At 63.8% G+C, this 23,511-nt stretch carries 22 protein-coding genes; 8 read left to right on the top strand and 14 right to left on the bottom strand.

Annotated features, from left to right (window positions below; genetic code table 11):
* Positions 1–36 precede the first annotated feature (36 nt).
* From rplW to rpsJ, 4 genes are read right to left on the bottom strand one after another with little or no spacing between them, the layout of a single operon-like run.
* Positions 37–342: a 50S ribosomal protein L23 gene (gene rplW / locus JZY91_RS01225; RefSeq protein WP_234948184.1), complete on the bottom strand. Its 306-nt coding sequence runs from the start codon at positions 340–342 to the stop codon at positions 37–39.
* Complete coding sequence (gene rplD / locus JZY91_RS01220) at positions 343–1,014, bottom strand: 50S ribosomal protein L4 (RefSeq protein WP_234948183.1); 672 nt, start codon at positions 1,012–1,014, stop codon at positions 343–345. It abuts the gene before it with no gap.
* Positions 1,011–1,667, bottom strand: a complete 657-nt coding sequence (gene rplC / locus JZY91_RS01215; RefSeq protein WP_234948182.1) for a 50S ribosomal protein L3 — start codon at positions 1,665–1,667, stop codon at positions 1,011–1,013. The genes rplD and rplC overlap by 4 nt, the downstream gene beginning before the upstream one ends.
* Positions 1,668–1,704: 37 nt before the next feature.
* Positions 1,705–2,010 (bottom strand): 30S ribosomal protein S10, encoded by a 306-nt coding sequence (rpsJ, locus tag JZY91_RS01210; protein WP_003848085.1) that lies wholly within the window; start codon positions 2,008–2,010, stop codon positions 1,705–1,707.
* A gap of 521 nt (positions 2,011–2,531) precedes the next feature.
* On the opposite strand from rpsJ, the gene JZY91_RS01205 reads away from it, so the two are divergent.
* From JZY91_RS01205 to JZY91_RS01180, 6 genes are read left to right on the top strand one after another with little or no spacing between them, the layout of a single operon-like run.
* Positions 2,532–3,068, top strand: a complete 537-nt coding sequence (locus JZY91_RS01205) for an Asp23/Gls24 family envelope stress response protein (protein ID WP_234948181.1) — start codon at positions 2,532–2,534, stop codon at positions 3,066–3,068.
* Between the two features lie 2 nt (positions 3,069–3,070).
* Entirely contained in the window at positions 3,071–3,400 is a 330-nt protein-coding gene (locus tag JZY91_RS01200; RefSeq protein WP_234948180.1) for a hypothetical protein, read from the top strand.
* A gap of 30 nt (positions 3,401–3,430) precedes the next feature.
* The gene (locus JZY91_RS01195) at positions 3,431–3,631 is read left to right on the top strand and encodes a hypothetical protein (RefSeq protein ID WP_234948179.1); all 201 of its coding nucleotides are present in this window, start codon (positions 3,431–3,433) and stop codon (positions 3,629–3,631) included.
* Positions 3,631–4,617 carry an Asp23/Gls24 family envelope stress response protein gene (locus JZY91_RS01190; RefSeq protein WP_234948178.1) on the top strand — a complete coding sequence of 329 codons (987 nt, stop codon included), beginning with the start codon at positions 3,631–3,633 and terminating at the stop codon, positions 4,615–4,617. The genes JZY91_RS01195 and JZY91_RS01190 overlap by 1 nt, the downstream gene beginning before the upstream one ends.
* A complete protein-coding gene (locus tag JZY91_RS01185; protein WP_234948177.1) occupies positions 4,601–5,251 on the top strand; it encodes a hypothetical protein in 651 nt (216 codons plus the stop codon). Before JZY91_RS01190 ends, JZY91_RS01185 begins: the two co-directional genes overlap by 17 nt.
* A complete protein-coding gene (locus tag JZY91_RS01180) occupies positions 5,248–5,811 on the top strand; it encodes a hypothetical protein (RefSeq protein WP_234948176.1) in 564 nt (187 codons plus the stop codon). The genes JZY91_RS01185 and JZY91_RS01180 overlap by 4 nt, the downstream gene beginning before the upstream one ends.
* Here the strand turns inward: JZY91_RS01180 and JZY91_RS01175 are convergent.
* The 5 genes from JZY91_RS01175 to rpsL form a co-directional block, all read right to left on the bottom strand.
* Positions 5,808–6,494 carry a hypothetical protein gene (locus JZY91_RS01175; RefSeq protein ID WP_234948175.1) on the bottom strand — a complete coding sequence of 229 codons (687 nt, stop codon included), beginning with the start codon at positions 6,492–6,494 and terminating at the stop codon, positions 5,808–5,810. The two genes, JZY91_RS01180 and JZY91_RS01175, sit on opposite strands and share 4 nt — an antisense overlap.
* Before the next feature lie 121 nt (positions 6,495–6,615).
* Entirely contained in the window at positions 6,616–7,806 is a 1,191-nt protein-coding gene (gene tuf, locus JZY91_RS01170; RefSeq protein WP_234948174.1) for an elongation factor Tu, read from the bottom strand.
* Positions 7,807–8,158: 352 nt separating this feature from the next.
* The gene (gene fusA, locus JZY91_RS01165; RefSeq protein WP_234948173.1) at positions 8,159–10,279 is read right to left on the bottom strand and encodes an elongation factor G; all 2,121 of its coding nucleotides are present in this window, start codon (positions 10,277–10,279) and stop codon (positions 8,159–8,161) included.
* A 266-nt stretch (positions 10,280–10,545) separates the two neighbouring features.
* On the bottom strand, positions 10,546–11,013 hold the full coding sequence (gene rpsG, locus JZY91_RS01160; protein WP_234948172.1) for a 30S ribosomal protein S7: 468 nt from the start codon (positions 11,011–11,013) through the stop codon (positions 10,546–10,548).
* A 6-nt stretch (positions 11,014–11,019) separates the two neighbouring features.
* On the bottom strand, positions 11,020–11,391 hold the full coding sequence (gene rpsL / locus JZY91_RS01155; protein ID WP_095659207.1) for a 30S ribosomal protein S12: 372 nt from the start codon (positions 11,389–11,391) through the stop codon (positions 11,020–11,022).
* A gap of 221 nt (positions 11,392–11,612) precedes the next feature.
* Between rpsL and JZY91_RS01150 the strand changes: the two genes are divergently transcribed.
* Positions 11,613–13,001 carry a hypothetical protein gene (locus JZY91_RS01150; RefSeq protein ID WP_234948171.1) on the top strand — a complete coding sequence of 463 codons (1,389 nt, stop codon included), beginning with the start codon at positions 11,613–11,615 and terminating at the stop codon, positions 12,999–13,001.
* On the opposite strand, the gene JZY91_RS01145 is transcribed toward JZY91_RS01150, so the two are convergent.
* Genes JZY91_RS01145 through JZY91_RS01135 form a run of 3 tightly spaced genes read right to left on the bottom strand, consistent with a single transcriptional unit; the run spans position 12,941 to position 14,741 of the window.
* Positions 12,941–13,582, bottom strand: a complete 642-nt coding sequence (locus tag JZY91_RS01145) for a hypothetical protein (RefSeq protein ID WP_234948170.1) — start codon at positions 13,580–13,582, stop codon at positions 12,941–12,943. The genes JZY91_RS01150 and JZY91_RS01145 overlap by 61 nt on opposite strands.
* Positions 13,579–14,082 (bottom strand): hypothetical protein, encoded by a 504-nt coding sequence (locus tag JZY91_RS01140; RefSeq protein WP_234948169.1) that lies wholly within the window; start codon positions 14,080–14,082, stop codon positions 13,579–13,581. Before JZY91_RS01140 ends, JZY91_RS01145 begins: the two co-directional genes overlap by 4 nt.
* The gene (locus JZY91_RS01135; protein WP_234948168.1) at positions 14,079–14,741 is read right to left on the bottom strand and encodes a hypothetical protein; all 663 of its coding nucleotides are present in this window, start codon (positions 14,739–14,741) and stop codon (positions 14,079–14,081) included. The genes JZY91_RS01140 and JZY91_RS01135 overlap by 4 nt, the downstream gene beginning before the upstream one ends.
* 84 nt (positions 14,742–14,825) lie before the next feature.
* Between JZY91_RS01135 and JZY91_RS01130 the strand changes: the two genes are divergently transcribed.
* Positions 14,826–15,446, top strand: coding sequence for a DUF1707 domain-containing protein (locus tag JZY91_RS01130; RefSeq protein WP_234948167.1), 621 nt, complete (start codon positions 14,826–14,828; stop codon positions 15,444–15,446).
* Between the two features lie 112 nt (positions 15,447–15,558).
* Here the strand turns inward: JZY91_RS01130 and JZY91_RS01125 are convergent, their stop codons facing one another.
* Positions 15,559–19,557: a DNA-directed RNA polymerase subunit beta' gene (locus tag JZY91_RS01125; RefSeq protein WP_234948166.1), complete on the bottom strand. Its 3,999-nt coding sequence runs from the start codon at positions 19,555–19,557 to the stop codon at positions 15,559–15,561.
* Positions 19,558–19,653: 96 nt separating this feature from the next.
* Positions 19,654–23,112: a DNA-directed RNA polymerase subunit beta gene (locus JZY91_RS01120; RefSeq protein ID WP_234948165.1), complete on the bottom strand. Its 3,459-nt coding sequence runs from the start codon at positions 23,110–23,112 to the stop codon at positions 19,654–19,656.
* Positions 23,113–23,511 lie beyond the last annotated feature (399 nt).

The raw sequence follows: 23,511 nt of genomic DNA, 5'->3' as shown, positions 1-23,511 counted from the left end.
GTCCTTTTCTATCGGTATCTTCCGAGCGAATGGCCGTTAAGCCGTCGCGCCGCCGAAGATGTCGATGGAGTCGCTGCCCTCGCGGAGAGTGACGTAGGCGCGCTTGGTGTCCTTGCGCTTACCAAAGCCGGTGCGGGAACGCTTGCGCTTACCCTCGCGGTTGGTGGTGTTCACCGAAGCAACGTCGACGCCGAAGATCTCTTCCACGGCAATCTTGATCTGGGTCTTGTTAGCAGACGGGTCCACGAAGAACGTGTACGTGTTCTGCTCCATCAGCGCGTAGGTCTTCTCGGAGAGGACCGGAGCGATGATGATGTCACGCGGGTTGGCGATCTTAGCCATTTACTTCTCCTCCTCCGCGTTTGCAGCTGCAGCGACGGTGTCGCTGCCGCGGTTGATGAAGGTGTGCAGCGCCTCCACGGAGAACACAACATCGTCCGCGTTGAGCACGTCGTAGGTGTTCAGCTGGGTCGGCTCAAGAATGACGACACCCGGCAGGTTCCGTGCGGAAAGACGGGCGTTGTTATCCTCACGGCCAATCACCAGGAGGACGGACTTGCGGTCGGTCAGGCGCTCGATGAAGGCGCGAGCGGACTTGGTGGACGGGGTCTGGCCCGGCACCAGGTCCTCAACGACGTGGATGCGCTCGTTGCGTGCGCGGTCGGTGAGAGCACCGGCCAGCGCGGCCTTGATCATCTTCTTCGGGGTCCGCTGCGCGTAGGAACGCGGCTGCGGGCCGTGAACGGTGCCACCGCCGGTGAAGTGCGGCGCGCGGGTGGAACCCTGACGTGCGCGGCCGGTGCCCTTCTGGCGGAACGGCTTCTTACCACCGCCGCGGACCATGCCGCGGGTCTTGGTGGCGTGGGTGCCCTGACGTGCAGCAGCAAGCTGTGCGGTGACAACCTGGTGCATCAGGGGGATGGATGCCTCGCGGTCAAAAAATTCTGCCGGAAGCTCGACGGTACCGTTCGTCTTACCGTCTGCGGTGTGGACGTCAAGCGTCAGGTTCGTCATGCGTGAGCACCGCCCTTCACTGCGGTCTTGACGGTAACAAGGCTGCCCTTAGCGCCCGGGATGGCGCCCTTGATCAGGATCAGGTTGTTGTCGCCGTCGATGCGTTGGATCTTCAGGTTCTGGGTGGTAACGCGGTTGCCGCCCATACGGCCGGCCATGCGCTTGCCCTTGAACACACGGGCCGGGGTAGCGCAGGCACCGATGCCGCCGACGCGGCGGTGGGAAGCCTGGTTACCGTGGGCAGCGCCCTGGCCAGCGAAGCCGTGACGCTTCATGGCACCTGCGTAGCCCTTGCCCTTGGTGGTGCCCACGACGTCGACGAACACGTCGCCGTCGAAGATGGTGGCGTTGAACTCCTGGCCAACCTCGTACTCAGAGGTGTCCGCCATGCGGATCTCTGCAACGTGGCGACGCGGGTTCACACCGGCCTTCTTGAAGTGGCCAGCCTGCGGCTTCTTGGTCTTACGGGGATCGATATCGCCGTATGCGATCTGGATGGCGGAGTAGCCATCAGTCTCCGGGGTACGAATCTGGGTGACCACGCACGGACCAGCTTCGACGACGGTAACCGGGATAACACGGTTCTCCTCGTCGAAGATCTGCGTCATGCCGATCTTCTTGCCCAGAATGCCCTTGATCTGGTTCTCAGACATGGTGTAGTTCTCCACTAACGTTGGGGATCTCTGGTGCTTACTGGATGTTCACGTCAACGCTCGCCGGCAGGTCAATGCGCATAAGTGCATCGACGGTCTTCGGCGTCGGATCGAGAATATCGATGAGGCGCTTGTGCGTGCGCATCTCGAAGTGCTCGCGAGAATCCTTGTACTTGTGCGGAGAACGGATAACGGCGTACACGTTCTTTTCAGTGGGCAACGGCACCGGCCCGACGACACGGGCACCCGTGCGGGTGACCGTCTCAACGATCTTCTTCGCAGATGCGTCGATCGCTTCGTGGTCGTAGGCCTTGAGCCTGATGCGGATCTTCTGTCCCGCCACGCTTACCTCTTCCTCGCATCCCCACGTTCAATCGTCCACTCCGTTTTCCGATTGAACGGAAAGGAGCAAACCAATTCGAAGCGGTGGGGTTGTAGCTTCTAGTTTCTCTATAACGTTGTCCGGGCTGGGCCCTTGGCTCAACGCCAGTGTCGTTAAATTGACTGCCATGGCACTTGCGGAAAGGTGAGACGGGCGGCGCATAAACTGCGCGCAATCGTGTCAGTGCTTTCCCAGTCCGTATATATACGGACGAGTGCCAGACTCGGAAGGGTGCGTGACCCTTGCGTACTGCCGCTGTTTATTTGCCATGGCCCCCTCTCCGGGTGTCATGGTCGCCCCGCATCGGCCACACTGCGTGCAACCCATGTCAAGGCAACCCGGCTAGTTAAGCACAAAGGGTCATACGATTGCAAGCTGCTGCTTTTCGACGATTTGATTGCCAACCGATCGTCGTCAAGCATGAGCCCCAAAAACGGGTACGCTGGGGCGAGTCACATTGTGTAAAACTTGAAAGGATTGTCATGGCTGACAACACCACCAACACCCCGGCAACCGCCAACACCACCTCCTCCTCCACCACCTCCTCCGCTGTGGAGCCGGAGCAGCTGCGCCCGCGCAACGAGAACCTTGAGACCGAGCACGGCACCACCGTGATCGACGACAACGTAGTGGGCAAGATCGCCGGCATCGCTGCGCGCGAGGTTTCCGGTGTGCACAACCTGGGCGGCGGCGCTGCCCGCATGTGGGGCGCTGTGCGCGAGTCCTTCACCTCCTCCACCAACGTGCAGCAGGGCGTGAACGTTGCTGTGCAGGACGGCCACGTCAACGTTGCCGTTGCCATCATCGCCGAGTACGGCGTTGCCATCCACGAGCTGGCGAACGCTATCCGCGAGAACATCACCGTGGCCATCACCCGCATGACCGGTCTGATCGTCGACCGCGTTGACGTCACCGTGCACGACGTGAACCTGCCGGAGCAGGAGACCGAGATCCAGCAGACCCAGCAGTACGACGAGCCGGTGAACTACCAGGCCGCTAACCCGTCCCTGGGCCAGTAGTCATGGCGCAGACCTCCGTAACCCGTGAGGCTGGGGAGGCGGCCCGCGACGCGGCGCTTGCCGTCCCCGGTGTGGCGGGGCTGCACGGCGGTCGTGTTGGCGAAGTCGCGCTCCTCCTCCCCGGTGCCCGCATCGAGGGCCTGCGTCCCGCACGTCGGGGCGAGACCCTCGGGCTGGAAATCCACGTTGTCTATGACGTGGACTCTGACCGCGAGATCATGGCGGTCGCCGAGGATGTCCGCAGCGCAGTAGCCGCCGCGGGCGAGTTCGCGTTCGTCGACGTTGTCGTCGCGGATGCCGTGCGCTCCTCCGCAGCCTCCACCGAGCAGTAAGACCCGGACTTCCGGAAATTTGGTGTAAACATGAACATTTTTGCAAACAAGATGGTCGCCGGCGTGATCATCGGTGTCGTCGTGGCCTTCTTTGTCACGTTCGGCGGTGCCCTCGGCCTGCTGTGGCTGCTGCTTTTCAGCGTCATCGGCGGCGTGATCGGCGCCCAGCTGGATGGCCGCCTTGATCTGGCCCGCGTCATGAGCGCGTCCTCCGGCAGGGGCCGCGGCTAATGGATACGTCGTTCTACCACATCAGTGAAAAGGCGGTAGAGCGCGTCGCAACTGAGGCAGTGTTGACCGTCCCCGGCGTGCGCGCGCTTGACGCGAAGCTCGCCGGTCTTGCCGGGCGCAGCTTCCCGCGCATTGATGTCCACCTGGACCGCGGGTCCGCCATCGCCGCCATTGAGGCGGAGATTGCTACGTCCTACCCCTCCCCCATTGCTGCGATCACGGACGCAGTGCGCGCCACCATCATCGCCCACGTTCGCCAGCTCTGCGGTTTGGACGTGTCGCGCGTAAAGGTGACGGTATCCAACGTGGAGGCGGAGCCCGGTGCGCAGCGCGTGACGTGGGACGATGTGGCCAGCCACACCGCTACGGCGGAACCAACCCCGATCCGCGTGAAGCCCTCCGAGGTGACGCAGCCGGTGACCAAGAAGCGGAAGCCACTGGTGGCCATCACCGCACGCTCCCTCGTGGACGATTTGCGCGATGTTGCCGTCCCAGCGCCTCCACACGTCGAACACGTTGAGGTGCCCGCGCCGGCGGACGTGCAGGTTTCCGGTTTTGTGGGCGAACCGCGGCCGCTGGAAGACATCGCGGTCGCCGAGCCCGTCGAGGTCCGTGTGCCCATGGTGCCGGAAGCCCCGGTACTGACGGCGGTGCATGTGCACCCCACCGCGGTACGCGGCATCAGCGCCCCGGAACCGCGCCGTATTGCCCCGGTGACAGTAGCTCCGCGCCGAGCCCTCGCACCCATCGCGGTAGAGAACGTCACCAGGGTCGAACCGGTGTCGCTCCCACCCCGCAAGCCGCTCGCGCAGATCCTGGTGGACAGGCCGCCGCTCGTGCCCGTTGCCGTGCCGGCTCCGGAGCCTCTGCGACCAGTCGGCCCGCTGCGGCCGGTGCGCGTTGTCCGCCCCGTTGCCCCCCGCCCCGCTCCCCTGAAGCAGATCACGATTCGACCCGTGGAGAAGTACTATGACCGCACCCGTTAGCACCCAAGAGCAAGGCGCAGCTCCGCGCCCGCTCGGGCCGCACCCGGGCAGCGAACCGCGGGCCAACCCGTCAGTGCGTTGGAAGACCATTCTGATCGGCGCACTCCTGTTGGCGCTGTCCGCGGTCCTCGCCCGCGAGGTGTGGTACCTCCGCCAAGGCGAGGCCTACACATCGTGGGTTGAGCCGGTCCTGACGTCCCTGGGCACCGGCGCTGTGACGGCAACGGCCGTCACCATCGGGATCGTTATCTCGCTGGTGGGCCTCTGGCTGATCATTGCTTCCTTCATGCCGCGCCCCCACACCCACGTGCGCATCGAGTCCCCGGCGTCTATCTGGATCCGCCCGGTGGACATCGCGCGCAAGTCCACGGCGGCGACCCGCGCCGAGACCGGCGGCGAAAACATCCGCTCCAAGGCCAACCGCAAGTCCGTCACCGTCCAGCTGGACGACGACGGCACCGGTATGCAGCAGGAGCAGGTCACCACTGCGCTGAACCGTGAGTTCCGCCGCTTGGCGGCACCCCCGGCTGTGTCGGTGAAACTGACCCCGCAGGTCAATAATGCTGCGGCACCGCAGGCACAGCCGCAACCGCAGCCAGTGGCCGCAGCCGACACCCAGGAGGTGCAACGATGACCAAAGGACTGGCCGCGTTTGACCGCGTAATCGTCTTTATCTTGGGACTGCTGCTCCTGTTGGGCGGGCTTATCCCCGCCGCGCTGTACTGGGACATTCCGTACGTCAGCGAGTTTCTCAATGACAACTTCAACCGCGGCGAGATCGCGGAGTTCTCCGCCTACAGCGGGTATGAGACGGGCCTGATTATCACCGCGATCATCGCGTTCCTGCTTGGGCTTTGGTTCATTGTGGCCAACATCCGCAGCAGGGCGTTCTCCAACCGCGAGATCACGGCTGCAGATCCGGCTCACGGGGAGACGATCATCAACGTCCAGCGTGTTGCCGAGGCTGCGTGCGACGCCATGCGCGCCTACGGCCCGATCGCGCGCGCCGAGAGCAAGATCGCCATGGTTGGTGACCGGCCAACGGCCACCTTTACCGTGACCGCGGATCAGGCCTACACCCTCGACGAGGTGATTGAGGCCGTCGAAGCAGCGAACGAGGACTTCCGCATCGCCAACCACACCATGGAGATTGACACTGTGTGGAAGCTGCAGCTTGACAGGATTGCCGCCTAAAGCTCCAGCAGCAGCACTTCGCGCACCGACCCCAGCCTCAGCGGTTTCCCGCCGCCGGCTGGGGTTATTTGCATCTCCGCCCCGGGCTCGAGCTTATCGACGCTCACCCAAGCCAACGTGTCCACTTCTGTTTCCCTCCCCACCGTTGTCCAGATGCGGAGGCGGTGGCTAAGAATCGCGCGCCGGCCGTCCTCGAAAAGAATCAGCCACTGCGCGGACCCTACGTCGCCTGAGTGAAGCCCTTCTATCGCAGGGGCGGCATCGCTATCGAGCCGGGTGGCAAGCTCCACAACGCCCAGCCGGTGCTCCACTCCCTCGGCGTCGGTGACCACAAGGGGGCGGCCCGGCCCCGCCGGGCCAAGGCCTGAGTAACTCCACGCGCTCGGCGGCCGCTGTGGGTCGGCTGCGCTTCGTACCACCGCCGTGCCACCCGTCAGCGTGACGGCGAGCCGGGGATTGAGGGTGGTGATGTGGACGGGGTGGTTCAAAGTGCCGTCGATAAGCGAAGGGTGCTCCGAGCTGATCTGCGCGAGGAGCGCCAGGAGTTCTTCCTCGGACGATGCCCAGCTGATCCCACGCGCCTGCAACATGCCAAGGAACGCCGGCAGGGTGAGGTCGGGTTGGCCCTCCCATGCGTCCTGCAGCGCGGCCATGAGGCGGGGGATGCGGGTCGGGTCATGCACACACCTACGGTACATCCGGCCCGTTGGTCGGAGGCGCAGGGAACGCAAAAGCCGCACCCCGGCAAGCGGGATGCGGCTTCAAGCTAGATGGTGGAGCTAGCAGCTACCGACCAGCGACGAACTAGTCGATGATCTTGGTAACGCGGCCAGCGCCGACGGTGCGGGAGCCCTCGCGGATAGCGAAGCGCAGGCCCTCGTCCATAGCAACCGGCTGGATGAGCTCAACGGTCATCTCGACGTTGTCGCCCGGCATAACCATCTCGGTGCCCTCCGGCAGCTTCACAACACCGGTCACGTCGGTGGTGCGGAAGTAGAACTGCGGACGGTAGTTGTCGAAGAACGGGGTGTGGCGGCCGCCCTCGTCCTTGGACAGGACGTAGACGGAACCCTCGAACTTGGTGTGCGGGGTGTAAGCGCCCGGCTTGATGACGACCTGGCCGCGCTCGACGTCCTCGCGCTTCAGACCACGGAGCAGCAGAGCTGCGTTGTCGCCGGCCTCAGCGGTATCGAGAAGCTTGTTGAACATCTCGATGGAGGTAACGGTGGTCTTCTGAGCCTTGTCCTTGATACCAATGATCTCGACCTCGTCGTTGAGGTTCAGGACACCGCGCTCCACACGACCGGTAACCACGGTACCGCGGCCGGAAATGGTGAAGATGTCCTCGATCGGCATCAGGAAGTCACGGTCGGTCTCGCGGACCGGGTCCGGAATCGAGTCATCGCAAGCCTGCATGAGGTCGAGCACGGTCTGGACCCACTTCTCGTCGCCCTCAAGGGCCTTCAGAGCGGAGATGTGAACGATCGGAGCTTCCTCGTCGTAGTCCTGCTCAGCCAGCAGCTCGCGGACCTCCATCTCGACGAGCTCGATGATCTCCTCATCGTCAACCATGTCGCACTTGTTCAGCGCAACGAGGATGTACGGAACGCCCACCTGGCGAGCGAGCAGCACGTGCTCGCGGGTCTGCGGCATCGGGCCATCGGTAGCAGCAACCACGAGGATAGCGCCGTCCATCTGAGCCGCACCGGTGATCATGTTCTTGATGTAGTCGGCGTGGCCCGGAGCGTCAACGTGTGCGTAGTGGCGCTTCGGGGTGTTGTACTCCACGTGGGAGATGTTGATGGTAATGCCGCGCTCGCGCTCCTCCGGAGCCTTATCGATCGCGTCGAAGGCGAAAGCCTTGTTCTCCTCCGGGTACGCGTCAGCGAGCACCTTGGTGATGGCAGCCGTCGTGGTGGTCTTGCCGTGGTCGACGTGACCGATGGTGCCGATGTTGACGTGCGGCTTCGTACGCTCGAACTTTGCCTTTGCCACTTGTTGTCCTCCTGGACTTCATGGTGGCTACGACCTTCGCAGCCACGTGGTTTACATTTGCCTTGCCTCACGGCCCACTCGCGCGGGACATAAGGGCACGACCATTTCACAATGTGCCAGTTACATAATCCTAGATAGCCGATGACCGTTTTTCAAACCGGTCGATCCGAAGCAACCCGGATCCACCTAGTGGGTAACGGCCGGCTCAAACCGCACGTCACACGCAGTTTGTGCGAACGTTTCGGTCTCAGCGAGCCGGTACCCGCAAGGTGTATGTCTCTCCGTCCATCAGCCGGGCCCGCTGCGCTGGCTACCGCAGCGGGCACCGTCAGGCGCGGAGAGCTTTAGCGGCTTACTTGCCGGTGCGCTCGTCGATGATCTCCTGAGCGACGTTGGACGGAACCTCACCGTAGGAGTCGAACACCATGGTGTAGTTCGCGCGACCCTGAGTGCGGGAACGCAGGTCACCCACGTAGCCGAACATCTGGGACAGCGGCACGATTGCCTTGACAACCTTGGCGCCGGAACGGTCATCCATGGAGTTGACCTGGCCACGGCGGGAGTTCAGGTCGCCGATCACGTCACCCATGTACTCCTCCGGAGTCACAACCTCAACGGCCATGAGCGGCTCGAGCAGCACCGGCTTCGCCTTTGCCACTGCCTCCTTGAGCACCTGGGAACCAGCCATCTTGAAGGCCATTTCAGAGGAGTCAACCTCGTGGTACGCGCCGTCCTCAAGGGTGGCCTTGATGTTCACCAGCGGGAAGCCAGCAAGGTAGCCGTACTGCATTGCATCCTGGATACCAGCGTCCACGGACGGGATGTACTCCTTGGGCACGCGACCACCGGTGACGGCGTTCTCGAACGCGTAGGTTGCGGACTCGCCCTCCTCCAGGGTCTCCGGGTCCGGGTTGTACGGCTCGATGGTGACGATGACCTTCGCGAACTGACCGGAACCACCGGTCTGCTTCTTGTGGGTGTAGTCCAGGGACTCGACCTTCTTGCGGATGGTCTCGCGGTACGCAACCTGCGGGGAACCGATGTTCGCCTCAACCTTGAACTCGCGCTTCATGCGGTCCACCAGAACGTCGAGGTGCAGCTCGCCCATACCGCCGATGACGGTCTGGCCGGTCTCATCATCCAGCTTCACGGTGAAGGTCGGGTCCTCCTCGGCGAGCTTCTGAATAGCTACACCGAGCTTCTCCTGGTCAGCCTTGGTCTTCGGCTCAATTGCCACCTGGATAACCGGGTCCGGGAAGTCCATGGACTCGAGGATGATCGGGTTCGCCGGGTCACACAGGGTGTCACCTGTGGTGGTGTTCTTCAGGCCGATGAACGCGTAGATGTTGCCGGCGAGTGCTTCCTCGACCGGGTTCTCCTTGTTCGCGTGCATCTGGAAGAGCTTGCCCACGCGCTCCTTGGACTCCTTGGTGGAGTTGAGCATCTGCTCGCCCGGCTCGGTGCGGCCGGAGTAGACGCGGACGTAGGTGAGCTTGCCGAAGAACGGGTGCACAGCAATCTTGAACGCAAGCGCTGCGAACGGCTCGTCCACGGACGGCTTACGGCTCATGTCCTCTTCGCCGTTCACGGAGGTGCCGTGCACCTCGCCGATGTCCAGCGGGTTCGGCAGGTAATCCACAACAGCATCAAGGATCGGCTCAATGCCCTTGTTGCGGTATGCGGAACCACAGAAGACCGGGTAGATCTCGGAGTTCACGGTCATCTTGCGGATGGCAGCCTTGATCTCCTCGATGGAGAGCTCCTCGCCACCGAAGTACTTCTCCATGAGCTCCTCGTCGGACTCAGCGACGGTCTCGAGCAGCTTCTCGCGGTACTCCTCTGCCTTGTCCTGCAGGTCAGCCGGGATCTCCTGGATCTGCGGCGGGGTGCCGGTCTCAACCTTGCCCGGCCACAGGTATGCCTTCATCTCGATGAGGTCAACAACACCGTCGAAGTCATCCTCAGCGCCGATCGGGATCTGCATAACCAACGGCTTAGCGCCGAGGCGGTCCACGATGGTGCCAACGGTGAAGAAGAAGTCAGCGCCCAGCTTGTCCATCTTGTTGACAAAGCAGATACGCGGCACGTCGTACTTCGCAGCCTGACGCCACACCTGCTCAGACTGCGGCTCAACGCCTTCCTTACCGTCGAACACGGCGACAGCGCCGTCAAGAACACGCAGGGAGCGCTCCACCTCGACGGTGAAGTCCACGTGGCCCGGGGTATCAATGATGTTGATCTGGTTACCGTTCCAGAAACAGGTCACAGCAGCGGACGTAATGGTGATGCCGCGCTCCTTCTCCTGCTCCATCCAGTCGGTGGTTGCGCCACCATCGTGGGTCTCGCCGACCTTGCGGTTGATACCCGTGTAGAACAGGATGCGCTCGGTGGTGGTCGTCTTACCAGCATCGATGTGGGCCATGATGCCGATGTTGCGGACCTTGTTCAGATCCTTAAGCACTTCTTGTGCCACGTTTATTACCCCAACTTGTACGTTGTCGACGCGTTCCGGTTCAGAAAGTTCCCGAACCTTGGGCGCCTTATTCGGATATGTTCGTTTGTCAATTTTGCCACTACTTGGTCCAGGCAGCAGCGTGAAGCCCAGTTAACGGGGCCGAAGCGACAGCAATGGCCCGGCAACAATCAGCTGCTTCCCCTCGTGAGGAGCGGTATAACACCCACCCCACATGAGGCGGGCTGATTGTCGGCCGGGCCGCTTTCGCTGCATCGCGCGGAGGATTACCAGCGGTAGTGGGCGAAGGCGCGGTTAGCCTCAGCCATCTTGTGGGTGTCCTCGCGGCGCTTCACGGATGCGCCGAGACCGTTGGAAGCATCCAGGATCTCGTTGGCGAGACGCTCCATCATGGAGTTCTCGCGGCGCTGACGGGTGAAGGTGACCATCCAACGCAGAGCCAGCGTGTTGGAACGGCCCGGCTCAACCTTGACCGGGACCTGGTAGGTCGCGCCACCCACGCGGCGGGAACGAACCTCGAGGTCCGGGCGGATGTTGCCCAGAGCCTTCTCGAGGGTGCCAACCGGATCGGTGCCGGTCTTCTCGCGGCAGATCTCAAGCGCGCCGTACACGATGCGCTCTGCGGTGGACTTCTTGCCGTCCTGCAGGATCTTGTTCACCAGCTGGGTAACCAGCTCAGAGTTGTAAACCGGATCCTTAACTACGGGACGCTCGGGGGCCTTTTGCTTACGCATTGTTCTTTACTGTCCCTTCTTCGCACCGTAACGGGAGCGAGCCTGCTTGCGGTCCTTCACGCCCTGGGTATCCAGTGCGCCGCGGATGATCTTGTAACGCACACCCGGCAGGTCCTTCACACGACCACCGCGCACGAGCACCATGGAGTGCTCCTGCAGGTTGTGGCCCTCGCCCGGGATGTAGGCGGAAACCTCAATGCCGGAGGTCAGGCGAACACGTGCGACCTTGCGCAGTGCAGAGTTCGGCTTCTTCGGAGTGGTGGTGTACACGCGGGTGCACACACCACGGCGCTGCGGCGAGCCCTTCAGGGCGGCCGTAGCGACCTTGGTCTTCTTATCGTGGCGGCCCTTGCGGACCAGCTGCTGAATAGTAGGCATTCACGCTCTTTCTTGTCTTGCGGCCGAGACAAAACGTGGCCATACATGCAAAAATGGGGGCTCTTTTCCTTCCGGGGCCCTACCGTGCATGAACAACCGCGCGAGCCTTAAGGCCGCATGGGTTCGAAAACTTCGCACCGCGCGCTGGCACGCGGACGAAACCTCGGACAATGTACTACGGACGAACGTCGTAAAGCAAACTGCTCCTTTAGACTGCAGCCATGAGCTCTCCCGCGGGCACCCAGCCGACTCCCCTGCGCCTGCTCGCGTCGGAATCCCTGAGCATTCCGGGCCGCGCTGCGACGTTGCTGGTGCGCCATTTCCCCCAGCTTGTCACCGTAATCTGCCTCGGCCTCGCCGGCCGCCAGGCCGTGATCTGGCTGGCCGTCTGGCTCTCCAATTTCTCCGGCTTCGCAGCGAGCTTGGTCATGCCGCTCGCGCCGCTGAGCGTGATGGTGTCGCTCATCTTCTGCCTGTGGCTCCTGCGCCCGTCCCTACCCTTCCTGGCCGCGACATTCCCGGATCCGCGCGAGACATCCGCGCGGGTGCGGCTGCTATCCGCGGGCGGCATGCTGATCTCATTCCTCACCGTGTATTCCACGCACGGGATGCTGAAGGAGGATCTCGCCTCGTTCCGACACGCCGCGACGGTGGATGAACTGCAGAACCGGGGGTTCGACGCCGACTTCTCCCGCGCCTTCGTAGACAGCACTGCGGGGTTGATCGGGCTGATTGTGGGCACCGTAGTCCTGCGCAAAATCGTGGGCTACTTCGCGCTGGCGGAAAAGGGCCTCGGCTTTACGTATCTCTCCGCTTACCTCGAGGTGCTGTGGATGTCCACGGTGTCGGTGTTTCTAACGAACAAGCTTGCCGACGTTGAAGATTGGGCCTTGAGCCGCCAGAGCATCGCGCCCGCCTACCACCGCCTCGAAGAGACCAGAACCGGGCTGGAAGATTCTGCCGGCTTCCTGGCGGACGCGTGGGGCTGGCTGGCGGGAGCGCTGCCGCCGCTGAACCAGCTGATCACGATCCCGATCGCGTGGCTGACGCTCGGCGCGGTGGTGTTCGGTACGTCGCTCGCCGCGAAGCAAGCCGAGGAGGCGGTGCAGGAGGCGGCGCAGGATGAGGCGGCGGCGCCTGCGGCACCTGCGACCCTTGGAGCGCGCGCCCGGAAACGCGTGAGAACCGCAGCGGAACACGAGGCGAAACACGCGGTGGACGAGGCCCTCAAACCTGTGGCAGGGCCGATCAAGACCACACTGAACGGGCTGCGCACACTCGCGCGCGCCGGGCTTTTGCCCATGACCATCTTCTGCGTGATCTTCATGTTGGCCACCGGTGTTGAGCTTGGGGTGGTGCAGTTAGGCCGCGCCATCGCCGGGCCGCAGGACATCATCATGAGCGAAGTGGCCGCCCAATACATCTTGGTGGCGGCGCGCGCGGTCTACCTGCTCGCGGTGGTGTGCCTCATCGCCTCCGGGCTGGATTACTTCCTGCGCAACTCCTACAGCGCCGAGGAAGGCACGGCAGCCGCGGCCGGCACGGCCGCTCAGGAGGCCGCCGGCGCGTCTACGAAGTCGGCCGGCGCCGGGAGCACCAAGGTCACGTAGTGGGGCTCCTGCCAGCCGAACCGCAAATGCGTCGGCTGAATGCCCTCCGGCATCGCCACCGGGGTGATCTTCCGCCACTTCTCGGGGCGGGGATCTCCCGGCGCGACCGAGCCATCCGCGGGATCGATCCTCGGCCCGCCCTCCCGCGGCGGGGTGCACGCAGAGGCCTGGCTCAAATCCTCAACCAGCGCCGAATCGGCAAACACGCCGTCCGTCAGGTTGTAGGTGCGCCCGTCCGAACCGGTGGCCCACATGCGGCACCCCACCAAGACAGCGTCCGCAGGCGCGCTCCACTGCGTCATAACCAGCCACGCATCGAATCCGTCGGGTGCGTGGACGCCAATGCGCTGCTCCGTGGCGTCGTCAAGCAGCTGAAAGCCCACGACCTCAACGGAGGCGGCGTGCGCCGCACCCTCCCCCGCGTCCGGCAGCGGGAGGCTGAAGCTCCCGGCTGAGTCCGCGCGCACAACGTGCTCCTGGGTCCAAGCCCACGGCCGGTACAGGCTGAAGTAGGGCTGCGCCGACGCCGCCAGCATCGCCGCGACCGCGACGGGGGCTGCAACCCACCACGCTTTCCTCATAGCGAAACCCCCTCTAGGACTACGTCGCCCGCTTGCGCCGCATCCGGCAGCGGCACCGCAGCTTCAGGCGCCATCTGGGTGCTCGGCGGGCGGATGAGCAGCGTCGCACCCGCAAGCTTGTCCGCCGGCATCTCGAACACCAGGGTGCATTGGGTCTCCAAGCCGGGGTAGCGCGGCCCGCACGCCATCAGCATCTGGTTGCTCGACCCGTAGAGGGTGCCGTCCGCGGCCTCAACCTCGCCCTGCAGGGAAATCAGCTCATCCGGCTGGTACGCGAATTCCACCACCAGCCACGCCGCGTGGGTTGGAATCCCGTTGACGGTTTCCGCCACGGTGGCGCGCACGTCGCCGATCTTGCCGATCTTGGGCGCCTCGCCGCCGTAGCTGAACGGCGCGAACACTAGGTCGTTCGCTTTCGGGAGCTGGTCGCGCACGAACACGCCCAGGCTCAGCAACGCCAGGGATGCGGCAACCGCGGCCATCCGCCGATCAATCTTCACCGCAGCGTCACCTCCGCGACCGGGTCTGAGAGGAGCCATGATTTGGAGCCGTCCAGGATGGACGTGCGGTACTCCAGGGACCAGATGACCAGGGTGTCCGCCTCCGCCGCGCTACCTGCGCCACCGTCGAGCGGGTCGGTGAAAATCACCGCCAGATCCAGCGGCACCCCCGGGTTCGCGGCGACGAGGCCGGCGAACGGCACCTCCGTGAGCCGCTCCAGGCTGGTCAGCCTGTGGTTGATTTTGCCGAACTTGGGCTGCGCAGCCTCCGGCAGGCCGGAATCCTGCAGCTTGAAGGCCGTAAGTAGCCGGGGCGCGGAGATCGGGCGGTCCGCCGTATTCTCCAGCCGCATCTCCACCACCCGGGCACCGTCCACGACGTAGGAACGCCTCACCTCTATCTCCAGCGGCGTAGCCCCCACCGCAACCGGTTCCGCGGGGGCACGCCCGTCCGCCGGCAGGTCCGCGGTGACAAGCCCCTGCGGTTCAGCCTCGTTGAATCCCCCGGCCAGCCCTAGAAGCCCCACAACTGCAAGCAGCGCAGCAAGCGTCACATTTGTCCGGGTAGCCAGGTCCCCGGCGACCGACTGCACGAACCCTCGTGCCACCCCCTGCTCAGCGCCGTGCTCAGCGGCGTGCTTCGGCGATGTTGCGCTCACATGTGAATTCTAAGCAGAGTTTGCGTCCTGGCACGGGGAGCTTTTGCTTCTCGACGCTCGATTGAATTCCGTACGCTTAACGGTATGAGCGAGAGCCCCGCCCCCCGCAAGCGCGCCGGCAACGCCGATCGCGACAACACAGCCGCAATCCTCCATGCCGCGTTCACGGACGGCCAGCTGTCCGTCACCGAATTCGACGAGCGTACGCGCCAGCTTTGGGCGGCCACGTACGTCGACGAGCTCCCGCCGCTGACGGCGGACCTCTCCCCCAGCGCCGAGCTGCAGCGGGTGCAACCGGCCGCACCGGTGAACCGGATTGTGGACCAGCCGGGAGGCTCCACCTCCTCCTTCTCAATCATGGGCGGGACAGAGAAGGCCGGCTCTTGGCACATCGCCCCCAACCACACCTCAATTACGGTGATGGGCGGGAACTCGCTTGACCTGCGAAATGCCTACCTGTCGTCTCACGAAACCGTCATCAACGCGTTTGCAGTGATGGGCGGCATCGAGATCATCGTCCCGCCCGGGGTGCGGGTGATCGACGAAGGCGTTGGCATCATGGGCGGGTTCGGCTTCTCCAGCAAGGCGAACGAGGAACCGCTGCCGCCAAACGCCCCGGTGATCCGCGTTCGCGGGGTCGCGCTGATGGGCGGTGTGGAAATCCGCCGTGCTCCCGAACAGGAGTACCCGCAGTACCGCGGTTAGCTAATGCTTGGCTGGCCAAGCGAACGTCGGCAAGCAAAACGCCCGGCCCCACAGTGGTGTGGGAGCCGGGCGTTAGTGCAGACCAAGCGGTGCCAGAAGTGCCGGGGCTGCCTTAGAGGTCGAAACCGTACTCATCCAGCGGGACGGAGGCGCCGGTGAATTCGCCGTAGCCCTCGTCGCCGTAGATGGAGTCGCCGAAGCTCGGGATCGAGTAGGCCGCGGAGCGGGCCGCCTCAGTCGGCTTGACCTGGATGTTGCGGTAGCGGGAAATGCCGGTACCAGCCGGGATCAACTTACCGATGATCACGTTCTCCTTCAGGCCGATCAGCTTGTCGGAGCGCTTGTTAATTGCGCCATCGGTGAGCACGCGGGTGGTCTCCTGGAAGGAGGCCGCGGACAGCCAGGACTCCGTAGCCAGGGAGGCCTTGGTGATACCCATGATCTCGGAGCGCATCTCGGCCGGCTCGCCGCCGTCCGCGACAGCCGCCGCGTTGACCTGGCGGGCCTCCGCCAGATCCACCAGGGTGCCCGGCAGGAACTCGGTGGTGCCCGAGTCGATGACGGTACCGCGGCGCAGCATCTGGCGGATGATGATCTCGATGTGCTTGTCGTGGATGGACACACCCTGGGTGCGGTACACGGCCTGCACCTCGTTGATCAGGTGCTTCTCCACGCCGCGGCGGCCGAGGACCTCGAGCACGTCGTGCGGGTCAGCGGCGCCGCGCAGCAGGCGCTCGCCCACCTCGACGTGGTCGCCCTCGCGCAGGGAGCGCTCAATCATGGCGTCCGGGTTGGACTCCATCGGGCGGCGCACCTGGGCGACACCCTGGCGCTTGGACAGCTTCTCGTAAACAACAACGTCGGAGCCGTCATCCGGGTGGATGGTCAGCGTCCAGAAGTTGCCCTCGTCCTCGAGGGTGATGGTGCCGGCCACGGATGCGATTGGGGCGCGGTTCTTCGGCACACGGGCCTCGAACAGCTCCTGCACACGCGGCAGACCGCCGGTGATGTCGCCACCAACACCACCCTGGTGGAAGGTACGCATGGTCAGCTGGGTACCCGGCTCACCAATGGACTGCGCGGCGACAATGCCCACGGCCTCGCCGATGTCCACCAGCTGGCCGGAGGCCATGGACTTGCCGTAGCACTTTGCGCACACGCCGGTCGGGGTCTGGCAGGTGAGCACGGAGCGCACCTTGACCTCGGTCACGCCGGCGGCCACGAGAGCGTCGATACGCTCCTCGGAAAGCTCCGTGCCGGCCTCCAGCACAACCTCGCCGTCCGTGCCCTTGGCGTCGGATGCCAGGACGCGGCCGGACACGGAGGTCTCTACCAGGTCGTGGCGGCGGAAGGTGTCGCCGGAGCCAGCGACGGCAACCGGCACCTTGACGCCCTGGTGGGTGCCGCAGTCGTCCTCGCGGACGATGACATCCTGCGCCACGTCCACGAGACGACGGGTGAGGTAGCCCGAGTCCGCGGTACGCAGCGCGGTATCGGCCAGACCCTTACGGGAACCGTGGGAGTTGTTGAAGTACTCCATCACGGTCAGGCCCTCGCGGAAGGAGGTCTTGATCGGGCGGGTGATGTACTCACCGCGGGAGTTCACAACCATGCCCTTCATGCCGGCCAGGGTCCAGATCTGGCGCATGTTACCGGCAGCACCGGACTTCACGATCATCGGAATCGGGTTGTCGTCCGGGTAGAGGTCCTCCACAGCCTGACCCACCTTGTTGGTGGCGTCCTGCCACAGCTCGACCAGGCGGTCGTAGCGGTTCTCCTCCGTCAGCGCACCCTTCTCCCAGAACTTGCGCTCGATCTCCTCTGCCTCGCGCTCGTACTCCTCCAAAACCTCGGTCTTGTTCGGGAGCACCAGCACGTCAGACATGGAGATGGTCACGCCGGAGCGGGTTGCCCAGTAGAAGCCGGCATCCTTCATCTTGTCCAGCACCTGAGCCACGGTGATCATGGGGTACTTCTCCACCATCGACTGGATGATGTCGCCCAACAGCACCTTGCCGGAGCCGCCGCCCTTACGCACCATCGCGCCTTCCTGGTACGGGAAGTTGAACGGCAGCAGCTCATTGAACATGATGCGGCCGAGCGTGGTGGTGGTCAGCCACGGCTGACCCTTGGTCCAGCCGTCCGGGAACTGCTCCTGCTCAATCTCCGGGGTCGGGCGCAGGTGGTCAATGCGCACCTGGATCGGAGCCTGGAGGCCAAGCACACCGCGGTCGTACGCCATGATGGCCTCGCGGTAAGAGGAGTACACGCCGCGTGCCGGACCGTTCTCGTCGGCCGGAGCGTACGCGCCCTCGCCGCCGATCTCGTTCTCACCCTTCAGCATGGTGAGGAAGTACAGGCCGGTCACCATGTCCAGACGCGGCATAGCCAGCGGCTTGCCGGATGCCGGGGACAGGATGTTGTTGGAGGAGAGCATGAGGATGCGGGCCTCTGCCTGCGCCTCGGCGGACAGCGGCAGGTGGACTGCCATCTGGTCGCCGTCGAAGTCGGCGTTGAACGCTTCACATGCCAGCGGGTGCAGCTGGATAGCCTTACCCTCAACCAGCTTCGGCTCGAAGGCCTGGATGCCCAGGCGGTGCAGCGTCGGCGCACGGTTGAGCAGCACCGGGTGCTCCGAAATTGCCTCTTCCAGCACGTCCCACACCTCGGGGCGCTGGCGCTCCACCATGCGCTTCGCGCTCTTGATGTTCTGCGCATAGTCGTTGTCCACCAGGCGCTTCATCACGAACGGCTTGAACAGCTCGAGCGCCATCAGCTTCGGCAGACCGCACTCGTGCAGCTTGAGCTGCGGGCCGACGATAATCACGGAACGACCGGAGTAGTCCACGCGCTTACCCAGCAGGTTCTGGCGGAAGCGGCCCTGCTTACCCTTCAGCAGGTCAGAGAGGGACTTCAGCGGGCGGTTACCCGGGCCAGTGACCGGGCGGCCGCGGCGGCCGTTGTCGAACAGCGCGTCCACAGACTCCTGCAGCATGCGCTTCTCGTTGTTCACGATGATCTCGGGCGCGCCGAGGTCAATCATGCGCTTGAGGCGGTTGTTGCGGTTGATCACGCGACGGTACAGGTCGTTCAGGTCGGAGGTGGCAAAGCGGCCACCGTCCAGCTGCACCATCGGGCGCAGCTCCGGCGGGATCACCGGAATCGCGTCCAGGATCATGCCGGCCGGGTCGTTGCCGGAGCGCTGGAACGCGGCGACAACCTTCAGGCGCTTCAGTGCACGGACCTTCTTCTGGCCCTTGCCCTCGGCGATAATGCCGCGCAGTTCCTCGGCCTCAGCATCGAGGTCGAAGTTGCGGATCAGGGTCTGAATCGCCTCGGCGCCCATGCCGCCGGTGAAGTAGTCCTCGTAGCGGTCGACCAGTTCCTCGTAGAGGTTCTCGTCGATGATCATCTGCTTCGGGGCAAGCTTCTGGAAGGTGGTCCAGATCTCGTCCAGGCGCTCCACCTCGCGCTCGCCCGCCTCACGGATGTGGGTCATCTCCTTGTCCGCGGCCTGCTGCACCTTCTTGCGTGCAGCCGCAGTGGCGCCGGCGGCCTCGAGCTCAGCGAGGTCCTCCTCCAGCTTCTGCGCGCGCTCCGCGATCTCGGAGTTGGCGTCCGCCTCAACTTCCTTCTTCTCAAGGATCATCTCCGCCTCGAGGGTGGACATGTCGTTGTGGCGAGCCTCCTCATCAACCGAGGTGATGATGTTGGCGGCGAAGTAAATAATGCGCTCCAGGTCCTTCGGAGCGAGGTCCAGCAGGTAGCCCAGGCGGCTCGGCACACCCTTGAAGTACCAGATGTGGGTCACCGGAGCGGCCAGCTCGATGTGGCCCATGCGCTCGCGGCGCACCTTGGACTTGGTCACCTCGACACCGCAGCGCTCACAGATGATGCCCTTGTAGCGCACGCGCTTGTACTTGCCGCAGGCGCACTCCCAGTCACGGGTCGGGCCGAAGATGCGCTCGCAGAAGAGGCCGTCCTTCTCCGGCTTGAGGGTGCGGTAGTTAATGGTCTCCGGCTTCTTTACCTCGCCGTGGGACCAACGACGGATGTCGTCGGCGGTGGCCAGGCCGATGCGAAGCTCGTCGAAGAGGTTTACGTCAAACACGTAAAAATCCCTTTCAGGTTTGTTTTTGAGATCAAGTTCGTGTCAGGGCAAACGTCGAAAAGCATGATGCTTATCGACGCCCGCCTGTACCTGGCGCTAAGCCGTATCCGCCGCGGACCCCTCGTCGCGCGAGAGGTTGATACCCAGCGAGGAGCCGGCCTGGTCAAATTCGTCGTCGTCGCCGTCGAGCTCCATCGGCGTGCCGTCGGTGGAGAGCACCTCCACGTTCAGGCAGAGCGACTGCAGCTCCTTGAGCAACACCTTGAAGGACTCCGGAATGCCCGGATCCGGGATGTTGTCGCCCTTCACAATGGCCTCGTAGACCTTCACGCGGCCCACCACGTCATCCGACTTGATGGTGAGAAGTTCCTGCAGGGTGTAGGCGGCGCCGTATGCCTGCATCGCCCACACCTCCATCTCGCCGAAGCGCTGGCCGCCGAACTGGGCCTTACCACCCAGCGGCTGCTGCGTAATCATGGAGTACGGGCCGGTGGAGCGGGCGTGGATCTTCTCGTCCACCAGGTGGTGCAGCTTGAGCATGTACATGTAACCGATGGAGATCGGGTACTTGTACGGCTCGCCGGAACGGCCGTCGAACAGTGTGGTCTTGCCGTTCTCATCCACCATCACGTCGCCGTCGCGGTTCGGCTTGGAGTTTGCCAGCAGGCCAGCGATCTCGTCGTTGGTAGCGCCGTCGAACACCGGGGTTGCGGTGAGGGAATCCGCCGGCACGTCGTAGAGGTGCTCCGGCAGGGTCTCCAGCAGCTTGGCGTTCTTCGGGTCGTCCGGGTTCACGGTCCAGCCGGCCTTGGCCAGCCAGCCGAGGTGCACCTCGAGGACCTGGCCGATGTTCATACGACGCGGCACACCGTGGGTGTTCAGGATGATGTCCACCGGGGTACCGTCCGCCATGAACGGCATGTCCTCCTGCGGCAGGATCTTGCCCACGACACCCTTGTTGCCGTGGCGGCCGGCCATCTTGTCGCCGTCCTGGATCTTGCGCTTCTGGGCGACGTAGACGCGGATCATCTCGTTCACGCCCGGGCTCAGATCATCGTCGTCCTCGCGGGAGAAGCGGCGCACTGCAATCACCTTGCCGGTCTCGCCGTGCGGCACCTTCAGGGAGGTATCGCGCACCTCGCGGGCCTTCTCGCCGAAAATGGCGCGCAGCAGGCGCTCCTCCGGAGTCAGCTCGGTCTCACCCTTCGGGGTGACCTTGCCGACGAGGATGTCGCCGTCACGCACGTCCGCACCGATGCGGATAATGCCGCGCTCATCCAGGTCCTTCAGTACGTCCTCAGAGACGTTCGGGATCTCGCGGGTGATCTCCTCGGCACCGAGCTTGGTGTCGCGGGCGTCAATCTCGTGCTCCTCAATGTGCACGGAGGTGAGGATGTCCTCCTCCACCACGCGCTGGTTAAGGATGATCGCGTCCTCATAGTTGTGGCCTTCCCACGGCATGAACGCCACGAGCAGGTTGCGGCCAAGAGCCATCTCACCGTTCTTGGTGCCCGGGCCGTCCGCGATAACCTGGCCAGCCTCAACACGCTCGCCTGCGGAGACAATCGGGGTCTGGTTGTAGCAGGTGCCCTGGTTGGTGCGCTCGAAGGTGCGCAGCATGTAGGTGTCGCGAATGCCCTCATCATCCATGATGGTGATGAAGTCACCCGTCACGTTTTCCACCACACCGGACTTCGCGGTGATCACGGTATCGCCTGCGTCATACGCAGCGCGCTGCTCCATACCGGTGGCCACGTACGCAGCCTCGGAGCGCAGCAGCGGCACAGCCTGCTTCTGCATGTTCGCACCCATGAGGGCACGGTTTGCATCGTCGTGCTCCAGGAACGGAATCATTGCGGTAGCAACAGACACCATCTGGCGCGGGGAGATGTCGAGGTAGTCCACGCCCTTCGGGCCGACGACACCGATGTCGCCGTCCTTGAGGCGGACCTCGATGCGGTCACCGGTGAGCTTGCCGTCCTTGTCCATTGGGGTGGCCGCCTGCGCAATGGCGTAGCGGTCCTCCTCGTCGGCGGTGAGGTAATCAACCTGGTCGGAGAGGACACCGTCAACCACCTTCTGGTACGGCGTCTCAATAAAGCCGAACGGGTTCACGCGGGCGTAGGACGCCAGCGCACCGATCAGACCAATGCTCGGGCCTTCCGGCGTCTCAATCGGGCACATGCGGCCGTAGTGAGACGGGTGCACATCTCGCACCTCGATGCCGGCGCGCTCACGTGACAGACCACCCGGGCCGAGGGCGGACAGACGACGCTTGTGGGTCAGGCCGGACAGGGAGTTGTTCTGGTCCATGAACTGGGACAGCTGGGACGTACCGAAGAACTCGCGGATGGCCGCAGACACCGGACGCACGTTGATCAGGGACGTCGGCGTGATGGACTCCGCGTCCTGCGTGGTCATGCGCTCGCGCACAACGCGCTCCATGCGGGAAAGGCCGACGCGGACCTGGTTCTGGATCAGCTCGCCCACCGTGCGCAGGCGGCGGTTACCGAAGTGGTCAATGTCGTCGGTGTTGATCGGGATGATCTCACCCGTCGGGGAGGTCATCTCGGTCTCGCCGGCGTGCAGACGCACGAGGTACTCGAGGGTGGTGGCGATGTCTTCCTCGGTGAGGATCATCAGACCATCGTGGTCACCGCCCAGGCCCAGCTTGCGGTTGACCTTGTAACGGCCCACGCGAGCGAGGTCGTAGCGCTTCGGGCGGAAGAAGGAGTTCTCCAGCAGGGACTGCGCGAGGTCACGCGTCGGCTGCTCGCCCGGGCGCTGCTTACGGTAAATCTCCAGCAGTGCCTCATCCGTGTTAGCAACACCGTCGGATTCCAGGGTGGCCATCATGATCTCGGAGAAGCCGAAGCGCTCCGTGATCTGCTCCGTGGTCCAGCCGAGTGCCTTCAGCAGCACGGTGACCGGCTGGCGGCGCTTGCGGTCAATGCGCACACCAACGGTGTCGCGCTTATCCACGTCAAACTCCAGCCACGCACCGCGGGACGGGATCACCTTGACGGAGTGCAGCGGACGCTCGGTGGACTTATCGATGGTCTCATCGAAGTACACGCCCGGGGAGCGCACGAGCTGGGAGACGACGACACGCTCGGTGCCGTTGACAATGAAAGTGCCCTTATCCGTCATCAGCGGGAAATCGCCGATGAAGACGGTCTGGGACTTGATCTCCTGCGTGTCGTTATTAATGAACTCAGCCGTGACGTACAGCGGGGCCGAGTAGTTGATGTCCTTGTCTTTCGCCTCCTCGATGGAGTACTTCACGTCCTCGAAGCGCGGCTCAGACAACGTCAGGCTCATGTTGCCCGAGTAGTCCTGGATCGGGGAGATTTCCTCCAAGATATCCTCGAGGCCGCTGGTCACGCGGGCTGCGTCCCCGCGGAGCTGCTGTTCGCGCTCACGCCACTCCGACGTGCCAACAAGCCACGCGAAGGATTCAAGCTGCACATCGAGAAGCCCCGGGACGGTAATCGGCTCAGCGATTTTGGCGAACGAGTAACGCTCGGGCGCCCCGGGGATTTCAGCCATTGACATGGTCTGGTTTGAGACTGCCAAGTTTGGGTCCTTCCAGCACCTAGGGCGAAAACGTATGAAGAAGATCCGCTCTGGCATGCGAACCCGCGACGTTTCCGCTGGTAATTTAGCATTTGGTCTGCTTCAGAAGACCCGCCCCCAGAGACAACAAAATCACCTTGTCAAATCGGTTTTTACCAACCGTTTCGAGCAAGGTTTGCGCGCACACTGGAGACGGCTTCCAGCGCAAAGACTTAGCCTATATCAGACGGAAGCAAATGTAAAGGGCACGCCACGCCACCCCCGCGCTACACCCCGATCACCGAACCCGACCCGCTTTAGCCGTCACGCGGGCGCGGTGCTCGATGTAGCGGGAAGCCTACCACCAGACATTGCCCGCCGGACAAACTCTAGGGGCAA

The organism is Corynebacterium sp. CNCTC7651 (assembly GCF_021496665.1).
In the GTDB taxonomy this organism is placed as follows: domain Bacteria; phylum Actinomycetota; class Actinomycetes; order Mycobacteriales; family Mycobacteriaceae; genus Corynebacterium.
This window is presented reverse-complemented; position numbering and strand designations above follow the sequence as displayed.